The organism is Rathayibacter sp. SW19, from assembly GCF_030866825.1.
Taxonomy (GTDB): Bacteria; Actinomycetota; Actinomycetes; order Actinomycetales; family Microbacteriaceae; genus Rathayibacter_A; species Rathayibacter_A soli.
In genome coordinates, this window is the sequence record NZ_CP133020.1 from 4,313,136 (window position 1) to 4,329,207 (window position 16,072).

A 16,072-nucleotide genomic window follows, 5' to 3' on the forward strand; every position below is an offset into this window, starting at 1 on the left:
TTCAACTGGCGCATGCCGCGTCACGTGGCGCAGCGCACCGGTCAGCTGACTGATTCGTCAGGCGCGGTAGCTGCCGATCAGTCGAACGGCGCCGCCGTCGACGCCTTTAGCACCTTGCGCGAAGCCGGCGAAGTCCCGGGGTGCGGTCGAGACGCTACCGACCCGCCAGGTCGGGATGCCGTCTGCCGCGAGCACCGCCGCGATGGCGAGGGCGGCATCCGGTGCGACGATGGCGAAGAAACCGATGCCGAGATTCCACGTGCCCTCTGCGCTTTCCAAGGTGGTGCCGGCCAGGTCGCTCAACACGCGGAAGACGGGTAATGGCGACCACGTCGCACGGTCGACCTCGACCCACGAGCCGACCGGCAGCACGCGGGCGAGGTTCGCTGCGATGCCGCCACCGGTCACGTGCGACAGCGAATGAACGGATGCGCCGAGCGTTGCGTCAGCCAACACCCGCAACAACGAGGAGGTGTAGAGCCGCGTCGGCTCCAGCAGCGCCTCACCGACCGTGGCGGCGGCCGTGGCATTGCCGCCAGCGCCGCCACCGGGCCCGCCGAACTCGGCGAGTCGGTCGGTGAATCCGATTCCGCGGGCGGCCAGAATGTGCCGCACGAGCGAGAATCCGTTCGAGTGCAGACCCGACGATTCGAGGGCGAGCACGACGTCACCGTCACGCACGCGGTCGGCGCCGAGGACGGCATCCGCTTCGACGGCGCCGACGGCCGCACCGGCAACATCGTAATCGTCTGGGCCGAGGAGTCCAGGATGTTCGGCGGTCTCACCACCGACAAGCGCCGTGCCGGTTGCGGAGCACGCCCGGGCGATCCCTTCGACGATCGAGGCGATCCGCGCTGGCACGACCTTGCCGCACGAGATGTAGTCGGTCATGAACAGCGGTTTCGCGCCGACCACGACGATATCGTCGACGACCATGCCGACAAGGTCTTGGCCGATCGTGTCGTGCTTGTCGATCGCCTGGGCGATCGCGACCTTGGTGCCGACACCGTCCGTCGAGGTCGCCAGCAGCGGCTTGTTGAACGCTTTCAGAGCGGATGCGTCAAACAGGCCGGCGAATCCGCCGACGCCGCCGAGCACCTCGGGCCCGTGCGTTGCGGCGACGGCGCCCTTCATCAGTTCGACGGCGAGGTCGCCGGCCGCCGTGTCGACGCCCGCTTCGCGGTACGAGGCCGATGTGGTGTGCACAGTGGAGTTCTCGGTCACGTCACAAGGGTACCGGCGCGATGGAGCTCGAGGGATCAGGTCACACCTCCGCGACCCGTCACGTTTGGCGGGAAATCACGACAATCTGCAGCCAATCGTGCCGGGTCGTTCGCCGGGCACGGCGCACACAGCACGGCACCGCACGCCTAACCGCGTGTGCGAGACTAGAAGCGCCCGGTTCCGGGTGCAGCCTCTCACCAACTGGAGTCCGCTAACGCATGTGCGGCATCGTCGGCATCGTCTCTCCCGAGCCGGTCAACCAACAGCTCTACGACAGCCTCCTTCTTTTGCAGCACAGAGGGCAGGATTCAACCGGGATCGCCACCGCAGAGGGCAGCACCTTCCACATGCACAAGGCCAAAGGTCAGGTGCGTGAGGCGTTCCGCACCCGCGACATGCGCTCGCTCCTCGGAACGATGGGCCTCGGCCACGTGCGCTACGTCACGAACGGTGACGCCGCCAACGAGCAGGAGGCGCAGCCGTTCTACGTGAATGCGCCGTACGGCATCATCCTCGTACACAACGGCAACCTGACAAACACGCGCGAGCTGGCAGACGATCTTTTCCACGTCGACCGCAGGCACGTCAACTCAACGAGCGACACGGAAATGTTGCTCAACGTGCTGGCGACGGAGTTGCAAGCGCAGGTTTCCGGGCTCGACCTCGACCCAGACCAGGTCTTCAACGCGGTCGCGCAGGTGCACGCACGCGTCGAGGGTTCCTATGCGACGATCGCGATGATCGCCGGCCATGGGATGCTCGCATTCCGCGACCCGTTCGGCATCCGCCCGCTGATTCTCGGCCGTCGCTCAGCCGGCCTGCTCGGCGACGAGTGGATCGTCGCATCCGAATCGCTCGTGCTCGAGGCGCTCGGCTACGACGTGGTGCGGGATGTCGCCCCCGGCGAAGCCATCTTCATCACGACGAGCGGCGAACTGTACTCGAAGCAGTGCGCGGCAAACCCACGGCTGATCCCATGCTCGTTCGAGTATGTGTATCTCGCTCGGCCCGACTCGGTGATGAACGGCATTTCGGTGTACGAGGCGCGATTGCGACTCGGCAATCGCCTGGCCGACACGATCGCACAGTACACGCCGCTCGGTGACATCGATGTGGTCATGCCGATTCCGGATTCGTCGCGCCCAGCCGCGTCTCAGGTGGCGCAGAAGCTCGGGATCGAATACCGCGAGGGTTTCTACAAGAACCGGTATGTCGGGCGCACGTTCATCATGCCCGGGCAGGCTGAGCGCAAGAAGAGCGTGCGGCAGAAGCTGAACGCGATGGGGTCAGAGTTCAAGGGCAAGAACATCCTGATCGTCGACGATTCGATCGTGCGCGGCACGACATCGAAGCAGATCGTCGAGATGGCTCGCGCTGCGGGGGCGAACAAGGTGACCTTCACCTCGGCAGCGCCACCGGTGCGCTATCCGCACGTCTACGGCATCAACATGCCCTCACGCAGCGAACTGATCGCCGCCGGGCGCAAGATTCCAGAGATCGCACTCGAACTCGGCGCGGACAACCTGATCTACCAGGAGGTCGCCGACATGGAGGCCGCGATCATCGAAGGCTCCGAGGTGTCGAACCTCGAGATGTGCTGCTTCACCGGGGACTACGTCACCGGCACCGTCACGCCCGAATACCTCGAATGGGTCGAGCGCACGCAGCTCAGCTGAACGGTGCCAGTATGCGCCCGAAGCCGCCCCTGTGTCGCCGCCTGATCGTGGAGGATGGCGCTGCGTAGCGCTGCGTAGGGAGTGGCGCGGCGAGCCGCGTGGGGCCGCACTCGTGCGCCAGGATTCGATGCAATCGTTTTCGCTGTTTCGAATCCGCCCTATGTAAGGCACATTCAAAATAGCGAAAATGAGCATTCACTTTCCGCAGGCGGGGCGAAGCATCCCTTAGCGCGTAACCGCCGCGATCAGCTGCCTGCGCCGGGCCCTGGGCCCGGCGCGAGTGGGCCCGTACCCGCACCAGCGTTCGCGCTAGTGCCAGCATCCGCACCCGCATCGGCGTTCGCGCCTGTGCCCGCGTCCGCACCGGCATCGGCATCGGCACGTTCTGTCACGTCGATTCGGTCGACGACAACGGTCGCGGCACGGCGGCTAGTGATCCGATCGGCCAGAAGCGCAACCAGCGCGCCGAGCACGACGCCAACAGCGATGGCGACGAGCAACATGTAACCGAAAACCGATGTGCGGTCGTAACCCTGCCCCTGCGGGAACGAATACGTGAGAATGAACGCGGCAGCCGCGCACACGAGCACCGCGACCAAAATGAAGCGACCGTAGCGCGGCGTGCGCTTGATGCGCACCCTCTCGGGCGTAATTGTCTGGTCAAACACGACAGCGTCCGTCGAGCCGTCGCCGGTCGCTCCGTCGCCGGTCTCACCGTGACCGGTCGCGCCTGCATCTGCTGCGGATGCGTCGTGGTCGGCCGGGCGCCCGCTGTCGGTTTGCGTCATGCTGCTATTGTCCCTCACTTCGGGTGTGAAGCGCCTGCTGAGAGAGCACCGGCAGTCGACCGGTCAGGTCGGCGCGCTGACCGGACGCGTGGACGCGGCCGGAGGCGAGCGCATCCGCCCAGCTGACGCTTCCGGTCGCGAGGGCGAGCCAGGTGGCGGCATCCGTCTCGATGACATTGGGCGGGGTGCCGCGCGTGTGGCGCGGGCCCTCGATGCACTGCACTGCGCCGAACGGCGGCACCCGCATCTCGACAGTGTTGCCCGGAGCCTCTTCTGCGAGCAGTTGCAGCAGGTAGCGTACGGCCGTCGCCAGCGTGTCGCGCGGCACCGAACTGCTCTGCACCGAATTGCGCGGCACCGAACTGCGCGGCACCGAACTGCTCCGGGCCGACTTGCCCTGCGCCGACTTACCCTGGGCCGAATTGCTCTGGGCCGACTGATCACCCATCCATGCGACGGATGCCGTCAGCGCAGCCCGCACCGCATCCTCGCCGATGTCGTCCAAGATACGCGCCCGTGCCACGCATCCATCCTCGCAGAGTGCCCGGCTCCGCAAGGTGCGCATCGTCCCAGAATCCGCCGGCTCCTCGAGTGCCGAGTCCCCGTGTCCCCGGCTCCCCAAGTCCTCCAGTCCCCGAGTCCCCCGAGTCCCCGAGTCCCCTGAGTCCAGCGCCTCGACGCCATGCTTGCAACTACCATTAACCCGTGAAGATTCTGGTTCTCGGTTCCGGTGCCCGCGAGCATGCCATCATCAAGGCGCTGCTCTCCGAAAACGCCGGCCACGAGATCACCGCTGCCCCCGGAAACGCGGGGATCGCGGCGGATGTGCACACCGTGACGTTGGACGCGAACGACCCCGGCATCGTCACGAATTATGCGAACGAGCACAGCATCGAACTCGTTGTGATCGGGCCGGAGGCACCGCTGGTCGCCGGCGTTGCCGACGCGCTCCGCACGCATGGGATTCCGGTGTTCGGCCCGGGCAAGGCGGCGGCTCAGCTGGAGGGGTCGAAGTCGTTTGCCAAACACATCATGGACGAGGCAGGCGTTCCGACCGGCCGATCTCTGCAAGCTTCGACACTGCTCGAGGCACAGGTCGCACTCGAGCGCTTCGGCGCACCCTATGTCGTGAAGGCCGACGGCCTCGCGGCAGGCAAGGGTGTGCTTGTCACGGAAGACGCCGCGGCAGCACTCGCACACGCCGCGTTCTGGCTTGAGCACGGCGCCGTGCTGATCGAGGAGTTCCTCGACGGCCAAGAAGTGTCGCTGTTCCTGCTCAGCGACGGACACAGCGTGCTTCCGCTGGCGCCTGCCCAGGATTACAAGCGACTCGGTGACGGCGACGTCGGCCCGAACACCGGCGGCATGGGTGCATACTCGCCGCTGCCCTGGCTGCCCGACACGTTCGTCGACGACGTCATCGAAACGGTCGCGTTACCGACGATCCATCAACTCGCGCAGGAACAGACCCCGTTCGTCGGCCTGCTCTACTGCGGTCTGATTCTCACCCCGAGCGGCATCCGGGTGATCGAGTTCAACGCGCGCTTCGGCGACCCGGAGACCCAGGTAGTGCTTCCGCGGTTGCTCACCCCGCTCTCCGGGTTGCTCTTCGCCGCCGCCACCGGCGAACTGGCCGGGATGCCGCGGCCCGAGTTCGCGCTCGACGTCGCTGTCACGGTCGTGCTCGCAAGCGAGGGCTACCCGGCGTCGCCGGTGACCGGGCGCGTTATCGAGGGTGCGGATGCTGCGGCATCCGTTGCCGAGGTGCAGCTCCTGCACGCGGCGACCGCGATCGGCGACGACGGCGCGCTGATCGCAACCGGCGGGCGTGTGCTCGACGTTGTCGCACTCGGAACGACCTTCGCCGAGGCCCGCGGGCGCGCGTACGAGGCGATTGGGCGCATCCGGTTGGAGGGTGGGCAATACCGCACCGACATCGCGGCGCGGGTCGTTGACGGTCGGCCACCCGCGTTCGACTAAGCGACGAGCGCTACGAATCGAAGCCGAGCCCGACCGCATCGAGCGTTTTCTGCACGATGTTGCGGCGCCCCTCGTTGTGGTCTGCGCGATTCAGCGCCCACCGGCTCAGGTTGATTCCGACGCTTGCCAATGGTTCCGGCGGGAACGGTGTCGGCTTGCGGCGCACCATCTCGAGCTCGGTCAGCTCCGTCTTCTGGCCGGCGAGCAAGTCAAGCAGCACGCGCGCAGCAAAACGCGTGCTGCCGACGCCAAGGCCGGTGAAGCCGGCGGCGTAGGCCACGCGACCCTTGCGGGCGACTCCGTAGAACGCGCAAAACCGGCTGCAGGCATCGATGGCGCCCGACCATCGGTGTGTCGCGGTGATTCCCTCCAGCTGCGGGAAGGTGGTCAGCAGGTGGCCCGCCAGCTTTTCGAAGGTGGCACGCCGGTCTTCGTGCTCAGGCTTCACTGCGCGACCGTAGTGGTAGATCGCGTCGTAACCGCCGAACAGGATGCGATTGTCGCTCGTCAGCCTGTAGTAGTGGAACTGGTTGCCCATGTCGGCCAGGCCCTCCCGCCCCTTCCACCCGATCTCGTCACGTTGCGCGTCGGTGAGCGGCTCGGTCATCAGCACGTAGTCATAGACCGGCACCGTCATCAGCCGGTTGCGCTTCAGCAGCGACGGGAACGCGTTCGTCGCGAGCACCACAGCACCCGCGCTGACAACGTGTCCGTTCACCTGCAGGAGCACCGAGCCGTCGGACTCCGTCACGAGGTTCGCAGCCGGCGACTCCTCGAAGATCTCGACGCCCAGTTTCTCGCACGCGTCGGCCAGGCCTGCTGCGAGTTTCGCCGGGTGCACCAGCGCGGTGTCGCGTCGGTTCAGAGCGCCGGCGAGATAGGTGGGCGAATCGATCTCGCGGCGCATCGCAGCCTGATCGAAGAATTCCACGCCGTCTTCGGCAGCCGCTTCGCGTGCCCACTCGACCTGGTGCGGCTCGACGGCGACGGTGAATGCGCCGTTGCGCTCGAACTCGGCGTCGATCGACAACTCGGCGAGCGTGCTTTCGATCGCGTCGAGATTCTCTCGTCCAAGTTGCTGCAGACGATCGAACTCTTTCGGGAACCGGCTCATGCCGTTCAGCTCGCCGTGGGTGAGGCTGGCCTCACAGAAGCCGCCGTTGCGTCCGGATGCCGCCCAGCCGATCCGGCGCGCCTCCAGCAGCACTACCCGCCTGGCTGGATCCTCGCGCTTGGCAAGGAGCGCCGCCCACAGTCCGAGATAACCGCCGCCGACGACGACAAGATCGGATCGGAGCGCTTGCGCGAGTGCCGGGCGCCGCGTGCCCGGAGCGTCGGCAACCCAGAAGGAGTCGAGTTGGCTGCCCTCCAGCAGGTGCGCGATCGCCGCGCGCGAGGGGGTGTCGCGTTCGAAAACGGTGGTGAGGGACATCGGTATTGCGCCTTTCGTGATGAATTCGGATGCGGACAGCGGCAGCGGCCAGCCGGCCGGGCGGCCCGGCGGCCGGTTGGTCGACGCTCAGCCGGCGGCCATCGCGCGCGGAACAGAATCGATGAGGAGTCGTGTGTATTCGTGTTGCGGCGCACAGAGCAGGTCAGTCGTGCGCCCGCTCTCGACGATCTCACCGGCGCGCATGACGAGCGTGCGTTCGCACACGGTGCGCACCACCGCCAGATTGTGGCTGATGAACAGCACCGTCAAGCCGCGTTTGGCTCTGATGTCGGAGACCACTTCGAGCACCTGCGCCTGAACGGAGACGTCCAGCGCGCTTGTCGCCTCATCCATCACCAGGATCCTGGGCTCGATCGCGAGCGCACGGGCAATCGCGACACGTTGCCGCTGCCCTCCGGAGAGGGTGCGCGGAAGCGCCTGTGCGTGGGCCTGGGCCAACCCGACCTGGTCGAGCAGCGTCAGCACCTGAGCGCGAGCATCGCGAGTGCCGACCTCCGGATGGTGCAGACGTACGGCATCCTCGACGGCCCTGCCGGCGGTGATGCGCGGGTCGAGTGACAGATAAGGGTCTTGGAAGACCATCTGCACGTGTCGCGCGTGTTCGAGTCTGGCAGCGCGGGAGCGTGCGCGTCCGTCCTGTTCCCGCCCGTCGATCAGGATCGTTCCGGCGTCGGGTTGCTCGAGGCCGACGATCATGCGTGCGAGTGTCGACTTGCCTGAGCCAGACTCGCCGACCACGCCGAGAGCTTCACCGGCCGGAATGCTGAGCGTTGCCCCGACGACGGCGCGCACCGCTTCACGGGAGCGCAACTGGTAGGTTTTGGCGAGGCCGCGCGCTTCGAGAACAGCCGGCCGTTCGGCGCCCGCGGATTCGTGCGGTTCATTGCCAGTGACCTCGATCGTCGGGGTGGCACTGATCAGGCGCCGCGTGTATGCGGTCGCCGGATTGCGGAACACGTGGCTCGCGGTGCCGTGCTCCTCGACCAGTCCGTCGCGCATCACATAGACGCGTTCGCACAGCGACGCCGCGAGATTGAGGTCGTGAGTGATGAACAGCATGCCCATCGAGCGCTCCTGCTGTTGCTCGGCGAGCACATCGAGAATCTGGGCCTGCGTCGTGACATCCAGTGCGGTGGTCGGCTCGTCGCAGACGAGCAGTTGAGGCGACCCGGCGAGCGCGCCCGCGATCATGACCCGCTGCAGCATCCCGCCGGAGAGTTCGTGCGGGTACTGTCGCAGGTGGTCTTCCGGTCGCGGAAGGTGCACGGCGGTGAGCAACTCGATGGCGCGCTGGGTCGCTTTCGCCGCCGGCCACCCCTCGCCGATGCGCAGTTCCTCGGTCAGGTGGTCTCCGATCGTGCGCATCGGATTGATCCCGGCGCGCGGATCTTGGAAGATCATCGCGACGGTCGATCGTCGTAGCGACTGCAGCTGCTTCTTGTTCGCCTTCAACACATCGGTGCCGTTGAGGTTCACGATTCCCGTTTGTGTCGATCGGTCGGGGAACAGGCCGAGCACCGCCCGCGCCGTCAGCGACTTGCCCGAGCCGGATTCACCGACGAGGCCGACTGTCGTGCCATCGGCAATCGAAAGATCGATGCCGTGCAGCAACCGCTTACCGCTCGCCAGCTCGAGTGTGAGCCCCGAGATTTCCATGAGCGTCATGCGGGCATTCCCCCACCGATCCGGTCGGACAGCTCTTCCCCGATCACGTTCACCGCGACCACGACGATCACAACGGCGATGGCCGGCACAATCGCCGGGAGGAAGTAGCCGCCGGCGATGCCTGCCTGAGCTTCGTTGATCATGGCACCCCAGTCGGCTGTCGGCGCTTGCACTCCGAGGCCGAGGAACGAGAGGCCTGCCAGTTCGGCGAGCACGTATCCGAAGTTGAGTGTGGACTCTGCACCGACGACCGGCGCGACATTCGGCAGAACGCGGCGCAGCGCGATCCACCCGCCGGCGAATCCTTGCACTCGATACGCCGACACATACGGACGGGCGCGTTCGGTCGCCACCAGTGATCGGGTGAGTCGCGCGACGAACGGGGCGTACGCGATGCTCATCGCGATCACGGGGGCGACCAGTCCTTTGCCGAACAGTGCTACCGCCATGATCGCGATCAGCAGAGACGGGAACGCGAACAGCACGTCGAACACCCGGCCGAGCACCGCATCGATCCAGCCGCCTCGCCACCCGGCGACCAGGCCGAGCAGGATGCCGAGCAGCGTCGAGGCGACAACCACGAGAAGCGGGCCGAGCAATGCGGTACGCGCTCCGTAGATCATGCGACTCAGGGTGTCGCGGCCGAGTGAATCGGTGCCGAGCCAGTGCGCCCAGCTCGGATTTGAATAGATCGCCAGAAAGTCGATGTGATCGGGATCGTACGGGGCCACATACGGTGCGAACACAGCCGCGAGCGTCACCGCGACCAGAACGACGATGCTGATCGTCCAGCTCGCCCTGGGCCGTCTGCGACGCGTCGACTTCAGTACCTTGACGGCAAGCGTCGGTGTTGGCGCGCTCATCGTCCCCCCTCTCCTGCTGCGGCGCGAGGGTCGATGACCGGCTCGAGCAGATCCACAATTGCGTTGACGACGATGAACGAGGTGACGACCAGAAGCACGATCGCCTGAACGACTGGAAAGTCGAGCCGGTTGACCGATTGCACCAGCAGCGAGCCGATGCCCGATATGCCGAACGCCGACTCCACGATCGTCGTGGCGACCAACAGGCCGGCTATGAGCATGCCGCTGACCGTGACGATCGGCCCGATCGCGTTGCGGAACACGTGTCGGCGGATCACGGTGAAGCGCCCAAGCCCGCGACTGGTCGCGACCTCGACGTGCTCACGGCCCAGTTGCTCGACCATTGCCATGCGCGTGACCTTTGCCACCAGCACAACGAAGACAATGGCCATCGCTACAGATGGCAAGAACAAGTGATAGAGCATGTCGAGCAGTCCCGTGCCGGATCCGAACGATGGAAACCAGCCGAGTTGCACAGCGAAGATCGCAATGAGCACGATCGAGCCCACGAATGAAGGGATGGCGCCGAACACGGTGAGTACGGTGAGGATCGCCCGGTCGCCGAGGCGGCCGCGGTAGAGTGCCGCGACCACCCCGGCGACTAAGCCGAAGACGATGATCATCAGGCCGGAGATGACGACTAACCCGATAGTCACCGGCAGTCGGTCGCCGATTACGGCGGCGACCGACTGCCGATACTGCAGGGAGGTACCGAAGTCACCGTGGAACATTCCGCCGACCCAGTGAACATACTGTTCCCAGGGCGGCAGGTTCAGCCCGAACTGCGCGGTCACCGCTGCCTGCGCCTCAGGCGATGGCTTCCTGCCGCGCAACAGGAAGCTCACGGGGCTCCCCGGTACCAGGAAACGCGAGAAGAAGACCAGCAGCGAGGCGAGGAACAGCGTCAGCAGGAGGGATCCGAGCTTGCCAGCGACGCGCCGGAAGATCGCTCTACCGCGCACCAATGGTCGCTGCCCATGGGTAGTAGAGCATCGCAACCGATGGCGCGACACCCGTGATGTGCTTGCCGAGATACACGGTCATCGGACCTTGGAACAGCGGCAGCCAGGGCAGCTGCTGATTCGCGATCTTCTGCAACTTGACGGAGATCTGCGCGCGCGGTTCCGGGTCGGCGGTGCCAACGGCCGTGTTCACCAGCTTATCGAACTGCGGGTCCGACCAGTTTCCATAGTTGCTGAACTGGCCGGTCTGCAGCACACCGTACATCTCCAACGGGTCCGGAGTGGACAGGTACCACGAGGTGTAGAACAGGTCGACCCCCTTGCGAGCGCTGGGGTCCGAGAACAGCGTCGTGTACGCGTCGGGCGTCATTGTCTGGATCGTCGCCTTGAGGCCGATCGACTTTGCGGCGGCCGCAGTTCCCTGTGCGACGATGGCGAAGTCGTTTCCCATCGGTGCCGTGCGGATCACGATCGTCTTTCCGGTGGCGCCCGCCTTCTCGACGAGTTTCTTCGCCGCGGCGACGTCGTACTTGTAGTCGGTGAGATCGCTGAAGGCCGCTTTGCGCGTTGCGGCCGTCGCCTCACCCCAGACGGACTCCGTGGTCAGCGCATTGGTCACCTCACCGAATCCTTTCGCTGCAGCGTCGACCATCCCCTGGCGGTCCAAGGCCATCAGCAGCGCTTTGCGCACCTCGACGTTGCCGAGCACGCCATTAAGGTTGCCGACCACGAGGCTGTTGACCGCGGTGTTCAGACCGAAGTACAAGTTGCCGGTCTTGGAGGCCTGCAGTTTGTTGATGGCCTCCGACGGCACCATCCAGCCGCCGTCGACCTGGCCGGAGGTCAGCGCGTTGACGCGGGCGTTCGGGTCGGTCATGAACAGAATCGTGACCTGTTTGGCCTTGGCGCGCAGTGCCGTGTCCCAGTAGTTGTCGTAGCGCGTGAGGGTGACGGATTCGCCGGCCTTCCACGCTGTGAGTTCGAACGGGCCGGTGCAGTTGACCAGGCCGGTCGAGTTGCCGTAGTTCTTGCCCTTCTCGGCGAGAGTGTGCGCCGACTCGACGACACCGGCGGAACCGCTGATTCCGAGATTGAACTGCGAGTCCGGTTTCGTCAGAGTGACTGTAACCTCCATCGGACCGGTCTGATCGATCGACTTGACATTCTGATAGGTGGAGAACCACGACGAGCCGACCGCCGGATCAATGTTTCGACGCATCGACGCGACGGCATCCGCCGCGGTCATTGGGGTGCCATCGTGGAATGTGACTCCCGGCCGCATTTCATACACCCAGGTCAGCGGCGTCGGGTTGGAGTACGATTCGGCAAGTCCCGGTGAGATGCTGAAATCGGGGTTGAGGCGCAACATGGACTCGCAAACATTCGAGAGCACCTGGTTGTCCGAGTAGTCGAACGCGTACACGTAGTCGAGCGAAAATGGCTCGGCATACGAAACCCAGGTAAACGAGTCGATGTCACCGGATGGCTTCGGTGTCTGTGCCGTCAGCTTGTACGACGGCGCGTTATTGCCTGAGTCCGAAGTCGGGCTGGAGGGCGAGCAGCCGGCCAGCGCGATGGCCGCAGCGAGCGTAAATGCAGTCGCGGCGGCAGCACGCGTGCGACGACGTAGGCCTGTTCGGGTACTGGGCATTGCAAACTCCTATCGTGAACGAATCTGATTAATTGCGGACGTAGACGGGTGCGCCGTCGACCCAGGTCGAAACGACGACACTCTTGTAGATGTCTGCAGCGGGCACGCTGAATGGATCCGGTTCGATCACGACGAAATCGGCTCGATACCCGGGTGCGATAGAGCCCGTGTCGGCCTCGCGATGGTTCACGTACGCTGAACCGGAGGTGTACGCGGCAAATGCTGTCTCGATGTCGATCCGCTGGCTCTCACCACCAAGAGGGGCGTCGTGCCTGCCTGGGCTCACGCGATTGACGGCGATGTGGATCGCCGCGATCGGGTCGGCGCTCGAGACCGGCCAGTCGCTTCCGGCGGCGAGCCGCACACCTTGGCGCTGCAGATCGCCGAACGGATACTGGCGCGCCTCGAGTTCGGGCTGCAAGAAGGGCAGCGTGAGCTCGTCGAGTTGGGCCTCGTGGCAAGCCCAGAGTGCCTGCAGATTGGCAACAGCACCCAGCGGCGCGAAGCGTGCGGCGTCGTCCTCGGCAACCACCTGCAGATGTGCCAGGTGGTGGCGGCCGTCGGATGCGCCGTTAGCTGCTCGTGCTGCCTCGATTGCATCGAGCGCCTCTTGTACTGCGCGGTCGCCGAGTGCGTGGAAGTGCACCTGGAATCCTTCGCGATCCAATTCGGTCACGTACTCAGTCAGACGCTGCGGGTCGATGAACGACAGCCCCGAGTTCTCCGTCTCATGTCCGTGGCCGTCGAGGTAGGGGTTCTTCATCGCTGCGGTGAAGTTCTCGGCAACACCGTCGACCATGATCTTCACAGTCCCCAGTCGAAGGCGGTCGCTGTCGATCGCTGCGAATTCGGCCCGCCGATCGATCATGCCGACGATCTGCTCCGCGCCCGCGTCTCGTACCCACCATTGGGCGCCGACGACATGCGCAACCAGAGTGTTCTCAGCGAGAGCGCGACGGTAGGCCTGCAGGTTGCCGGGCATTCCGGCGAAACCCTCCCCGACCATTGCGTCCTGCCAACCTGTGATCCCGAGTTTCAGCAACTCCTCTTGAGCTCGAAGCAGCCCCTCGTATGCGAGGTCGTCGTCAACGGCCGGTCTCACTTCAGTGAACAGGTCCGCTGCCCCCTCGTGGAATGTGCCGGCCGGGAACCCGTCGACCTCGCGTTCGATGCGGCCGTCAACCGGATCGGGCGTTGCTGCATCGATGCCGGCTGCTCGGATCGCCGCGCTGCTGGCCCAGACGCTGTGGTGGTCGCGACTGCTCAGCAGAACCGGTCGATCTCCGACGACGTCATCGAGCAGTCGGCGACCGGGCGCACCCCCGGGGAAGTGATCCATCGACCATCCGCCGCCAAGGATCCAGCCCTCCGAGTTCTCGGTCGCATATGCGTCAAGCCTGGCGAGCGCGTCAGCCGCGTCTTCCGCCTCGGTGAGCGAGCACTGCATGAGTTCGACACCACCGCCGACCGGGTGGATGTGCGCGTCCTGGAATCCCGGCGCAACCAGGCACCCCTCGACGTCCACGATTCGGGTCAATGGTCCGCGATAGCTGCCGATGGCGTCCTCGGTGACTAGGGCGACGATTCGGCCATCGGCGATTACCATCGCCTTTCCGCTCAACGGCTGCCCGCTGCCGGTGAACAACCTGGCCCCTGTCACGATCACGTCTGCTGCTGCCACGGTGCGGATCCCTTCATCGACGAATGGTTGTTCGCGATGCTAGGCGAGAATCATCACCAATGTCAACAGCGATGACAACACTGTTTTCAATCCGGTATGGTGAAAGCGTGAACGGACGAACATCACCGCGGGCCCAGAGCTCGAAGCGCCTGGACCACGCCACGATCGTGGAAGCGGGCCTCGAGATTGCGTCGCGGCCGGGCGTAGCGACCATCTCAGTACGCGCCCTTGGCACGGAGCTCGGGGTGGACCCGACCGCCGTCTATCGGCACTTTCAGAGTAAGGACGACCTGATGCGCGCCCTGCTCGACGAGTTGCAAGCCACTGCATTGATACGACTGCGGGACAATGCCTCGTGGCGAACGCGCCTGCGCGACCTAGCGCATGCCACCCTCGCGACGTTCGTGGCACATCCTGCGATCGCCGTCGAGGCGACAGTGCTCACGACGAATGGTCCTGCCGAGACAGCGACGATCGAGTTCATTCTCGCCGCGTTCACGGAGGCGGGTCTCGAAGGTGGCGACTTGGTGAGTCACTACGCCCTCTTCGCGTCATATGTGCTCTCGGAGGCGGCGGGTATTGCGCGCGGACGGGCGAGTTCGCCGGATTCGACGGAGGACTCGTGGTTTGAAGGCCCACTGCTCGTCGACCCCCTGAAGCACGAACACATCGCCGCCGTCGCGGCCGATCTGCGCGACCTTCGCGATGAGGACATCTTCCGCATGGGCATCGAGCTGATCCTCGACTCCGCAGCCAGGCTCGCAGCCGCCAGAAGAGCTGACTCATGAGGTCCGTCCCGATCACGAAAGGCCGGCGATGAAAGTCATCGTCATCGGTGCCGGGATCGGCGGGCTTGCCACTGCTCTGTCGCTGCACGCGGCCGGCATCACGGACGTCACGATCTACGAGGCGGTCGGCGAGCTGCGCCCACTCGGCGTCGGAATCAACCTCCTGCCGCATGCCGTCCGAGAGCTCACAGAACTCGGCTTGGGAGGCGCGCTAGCCGAACTCGGAGTCCCGACCAGCACGCTGAGCTATGTCAACTGTTTCGGGCAGTCGATCTGGTCGGAGCCACGCGGGATTGCCGCGGGGTACGCGTGGCCGCAGTACTCCGTTCACCGCGGTCGGCTGCAGCTGCTGCTGGCGGATGCGGTCGATGCACGACTTCCCGGCGCGATCGTGCTGGACTGCGCCGCCACTGCCACGACTGCCCACTCGGGACGCCAGTTCGTGCAGATCAGCTCACGGGATGGCGGTGAGCGCACCGAAGGCGCCGACGTGGTGATCGCGGCCGACGGCATCCACAGCGCGATCCGCGAGCAACGCTACCCCCACCAGGGAGCTCCGGTGTGGAACGGGCTGACGCTATGGCGCGGCACCGCCCGGGTGCGGCCGTACCTCGACGGCCGCACCATGTTCATGGCCGGCGACGGACGCCAGAAATTCGTGGCGTACCCGCTCTCCGAACCCGGCGACGACGGGCTTGCGCTCATCAACTTCATCGCAGAAAAACGCGTCGGCGGCGAGTCCGGGGTAAACGACTGGATGCGATCAGTCGACAAGCAGCGCATCGCCGACATGTTCGCAGACTGGCGGTTCGACTGGATCGACATCCCGGCTCTCATCGACTCCGCCGACGAGCTGCTCGAATATCCGATGGTCGACCGCGACCCGGTCGAGCGCTGGACTTTCGACCGGCAGACACTGCTGGGCGACGCTGCCCACCCGATGTACCCGATCGGCTCGAACGGCGCATCCCAGGCCATCATCGACGCTCGAACGATCGCATATCAGCTGGCCACCGCCGGTTCGATCGACGACGCGCTGGCCGAATACGAGCGGCTGCGACGGCCGAGCACCGCATCGCTCACTCTGAGCAACCGCTCGCTCGGCCCGGAAAGGGTCATGCAGATGGCCTACGAGCGCGCGCCCGACGGCTTCACGGACATTCTCGACGTGATCTCGCTCGACGAGCTCACCGAAATTGCCGACCAGTACAAGCGCGCGGCCGGCTTCAACCCGCGGCTGCTGAACGAGAGGCCGACGCTCTCTGTTCTGAATAGCCCGCACGAACGACAGGGAAATTCGCCATAGCGGCGAGTGAATTCTGGTATTAGATTTCTGCACAA

13 protein-coding genes are annotated in these 16,072 nt (G+C 65.3%); 4 read left to right on the plus strand and 9 right to left on the minus strand.

Going from position 1 to position 16,072, the window contains the following annotated elements:
• Nucleotides 1-57 precede the first annotated feature (57 nt).
• Nucleotides 58-1,224 carry a phosphoribosylformylglycinamidine cyclo-ligase gene (gene purM, locus QU604_RS19965; protein ID WP_308466346.1) on the minus strand — a complete coding sequence of 389 codons (1,167 nt, stop codon included), beginning with the start codon at nt 1,222-1,224 and terminating at the stop codon, nt 58-60.
• A gap of 218 nt (nt 1,225-1,442) precedes the next feature.
• Here purM and purF point away from each other — a divergent pair, with 218 nt between their 5' ends.
• On the plus strand, nt 1,443-2,900 hold the full coding sequence (purF, locus tag QU604_RS19970; protein ID WP_308466347.1) for an amidophosphoribosyltransferase: 1,458 nt from the start codon (nt 1,443-1,445) through the stop codon (nt 2,898-2,900).
• Between the two features lie 245 nt (nt 2,901-3,145).
• Here the strand turns inward: purF and QU604_RS19975 are convergent, their stop codons facing one another.
• Entirely contained in the window at nt 3,146-3,688 is a 543-nt protein-coding gene (locus tag QU604_RS19975) for a hypothetical protein (protein ID WP_308466348.1), read from the minus strand.
• A gap of 4 nt (nt 3,689-3,692) precedes the next feature.
• Entirely contained in the window at nt 3,693-4,136 is a 444-nt protein-coding gene (locus QU604_RS19980; RefSeq protein WP_308468987.1) for a sterol carrier family protein, read from the minus strand.
• Between the two features lie 257 nt (nt 4,137-4,393).
• On the opposite strand from QU604_RS19980, the gene purD reads away from it, so the two are divergent.
• A complete protein-coding gene (gene purD, locus QU604_RS19985; RefSeq protein ID WP_308466349.1) occupies nt 4,394-5,668 on the plus strand; it encodes a phosphoribosylamine--glycine ligase in 1,275 nt (424 codons plus the stop codon).
• 10 nt (nt 5,669-5,678) lie between these two features.
• Here the strand turns inward: purD and QU604_RS19990 are convergent, their stop codons facing one another.
• The 6 genes from QU604_RS19990 to QU604_RS20015 all read right to left on the minus strand — a co-directional run bounded on the left by QU604_RS19990 (nt 5,679) and on the right by QU604_RS20015 (nt 13,943).
• Entirely contained in the window at nt 5,679-7,100 is a 1,422-nt protein-coding gene (locus QU604_RS19990; RefSeq protein ID WP_308466350.1) for an NAD(P)/FAD-dependent oxidoreductase, read from the minus strand.
• 87 nt (nt 7,101-7,187) lie between these two features.
• The gene (locus QU604_RS19995) at nt 7,188-8,786 is read right to left on the minus strand and encodes a dipeptide ABC transporter ATP-binding protein (protein ID WP_308466351.1); all 1,599 of its coding nucleotides are present in this window, start codon (nt 8,784-8,786) and stop codon (nt 7,188-7,190) included.
• Complete coding sequence (locus QU604_RS20000; protein ID WP_308466352.1) at nt 8,783-9,649, minus strand: ABC transporter permease; 867 nt, start codon at nt 9,647-9,649, stop codon at nt 8,783-8,785. The genes QU604_RS19995 and QU604_RS20000 overlap by 4 nt, the downstream gene beginning before the upstream one ends.
• Nucleotides 9,646-10,611 (minus strand): ABC transporter permease, encoded by a 966-nt coding sequence (locus QU604_RS20005; protein ID WP_308466353.1) that lies wholly within the window; start codon nt 10,609-10,611, stop codon nt 9,646-9,648. Before QU604_RS20005 ends, QU604_RS20000 begins: the two co-directional genes overlap by 4 nt.
• Nucleotides 10,601-12,262 (minus strand): ABC transporter substrate-binding protein, encoded by a 1,662-nt coding sequence (locus QU604_RS20010; RefSeq protein ID WP_308466354.1) that lies wholly within the window; start codon nt 12,260-12,262, stop codon nt 10,601-10,603. Before QU604_RS20010 ends, QU604_RS20005 begins: the two co-directional genes overlap by 11 nt.
• 28 nt (nt 12,263-12,290) lie before the next feature.
• On the minus strand, nt 12,291-13,943 hold the full coding sequence (locus QU604_RS20015; protein WP_308466355.1) for an amidohydrolase: 1,653 nt from the start codon (nt 13,941-13,943) through the stop codon (nt 12,291-12,293).
• A 107-nt stretch (nt 13,944-14,050) separates the two neighbouring features.
• Between QU604_RS20015 and QU604_RS20020 the strand changes: the two genes are divergently transcribed.
• Nucleotides 14,051-14,731, plus strand: coding sequence for a TetR/AcrR family transcriptional regulator (locus QU604_RS20020; protein WP_308466356.1), 681 nt, complete (start codon nt 14,051-14,053; stop codon nt 14,729-14,731).
• Nucleotides 14,732-14,759: 28 nt separating this feature from the next.
• Entirely contained in the window at nt 14,760-16,037 is a 1,278-nt protein-coding gene (locus QU604_RS20025; RefSeq protein ID WP_308466357.1) for a flavin-dependent oxidoreductase, read from the plus strand.
• Nucleotides 16,038-16,072 lie beyond the last annotated feature (35 nt).

What these genes read in the sequence shown, in the direction of transcription:
- QU604_RS20025 (WP_308466357.1), top strand. Translation starts at nt 14,760, where the DNA reads ATGAAAGTCATCGTCATCGGTGCCGGGATCGGCGGGCTTGCCACTGCT.
- QU604_RS19975 (WP_308466348.1), bottom strand. Translation starts at nt 3,688, where the DNA reads ATGACGCAAACCGACAGCGGGCGCCCGGCCGACCACGACGCATCCGCA.
- purF (WP_308466347.1), top strand. Translation starts at nt 1,443, where the DNA reads ATGTGCGGCATCGTCGGCATCGTCTCTCCCGAGCCGGTCAACCAACAG.
- QU604_RS20000 (WP_308466352.1), bottom strand. Translation starts at nt 9,649, where the DNA reads ATGAGCGCGCCAACACCGACGCTTGCCGTCAAGGTACTGAAGTCGACG.
- QU604_RS20010 (WP_308466354.1), bottom strand. Translation starts at nt 12,262, where the DNA reads ATGCCCAGTACCCGAACAGGCCTACGTCGTCGCACGCGTGCTGCCGCC.
- QU604_RS19990 (WP_308466350.1), bottom strand. Translation starts at nt 7,100, where the DNA reads ATGTCCCTCACCACCGTTTTCGAACGCGACACCCCCTCGCGCGCGGCG.
- QU604_RS19995 (WP_308466351.1), bottom strand. Translation starts at nt 8,786, where the DNA reads ATGACGCTCATGGAAATCTCGGGGCTCACACTCGAGCTGGCGAGCGGT.
- QU604_RS19980 (WP_308468987.1), bottom strand. Translation starts at nt 4,136, where the DNA reads ATGGGTGATCAGTCGGCCCAGAGCAATTCGGCCCAGGGTAAGTCGGCG.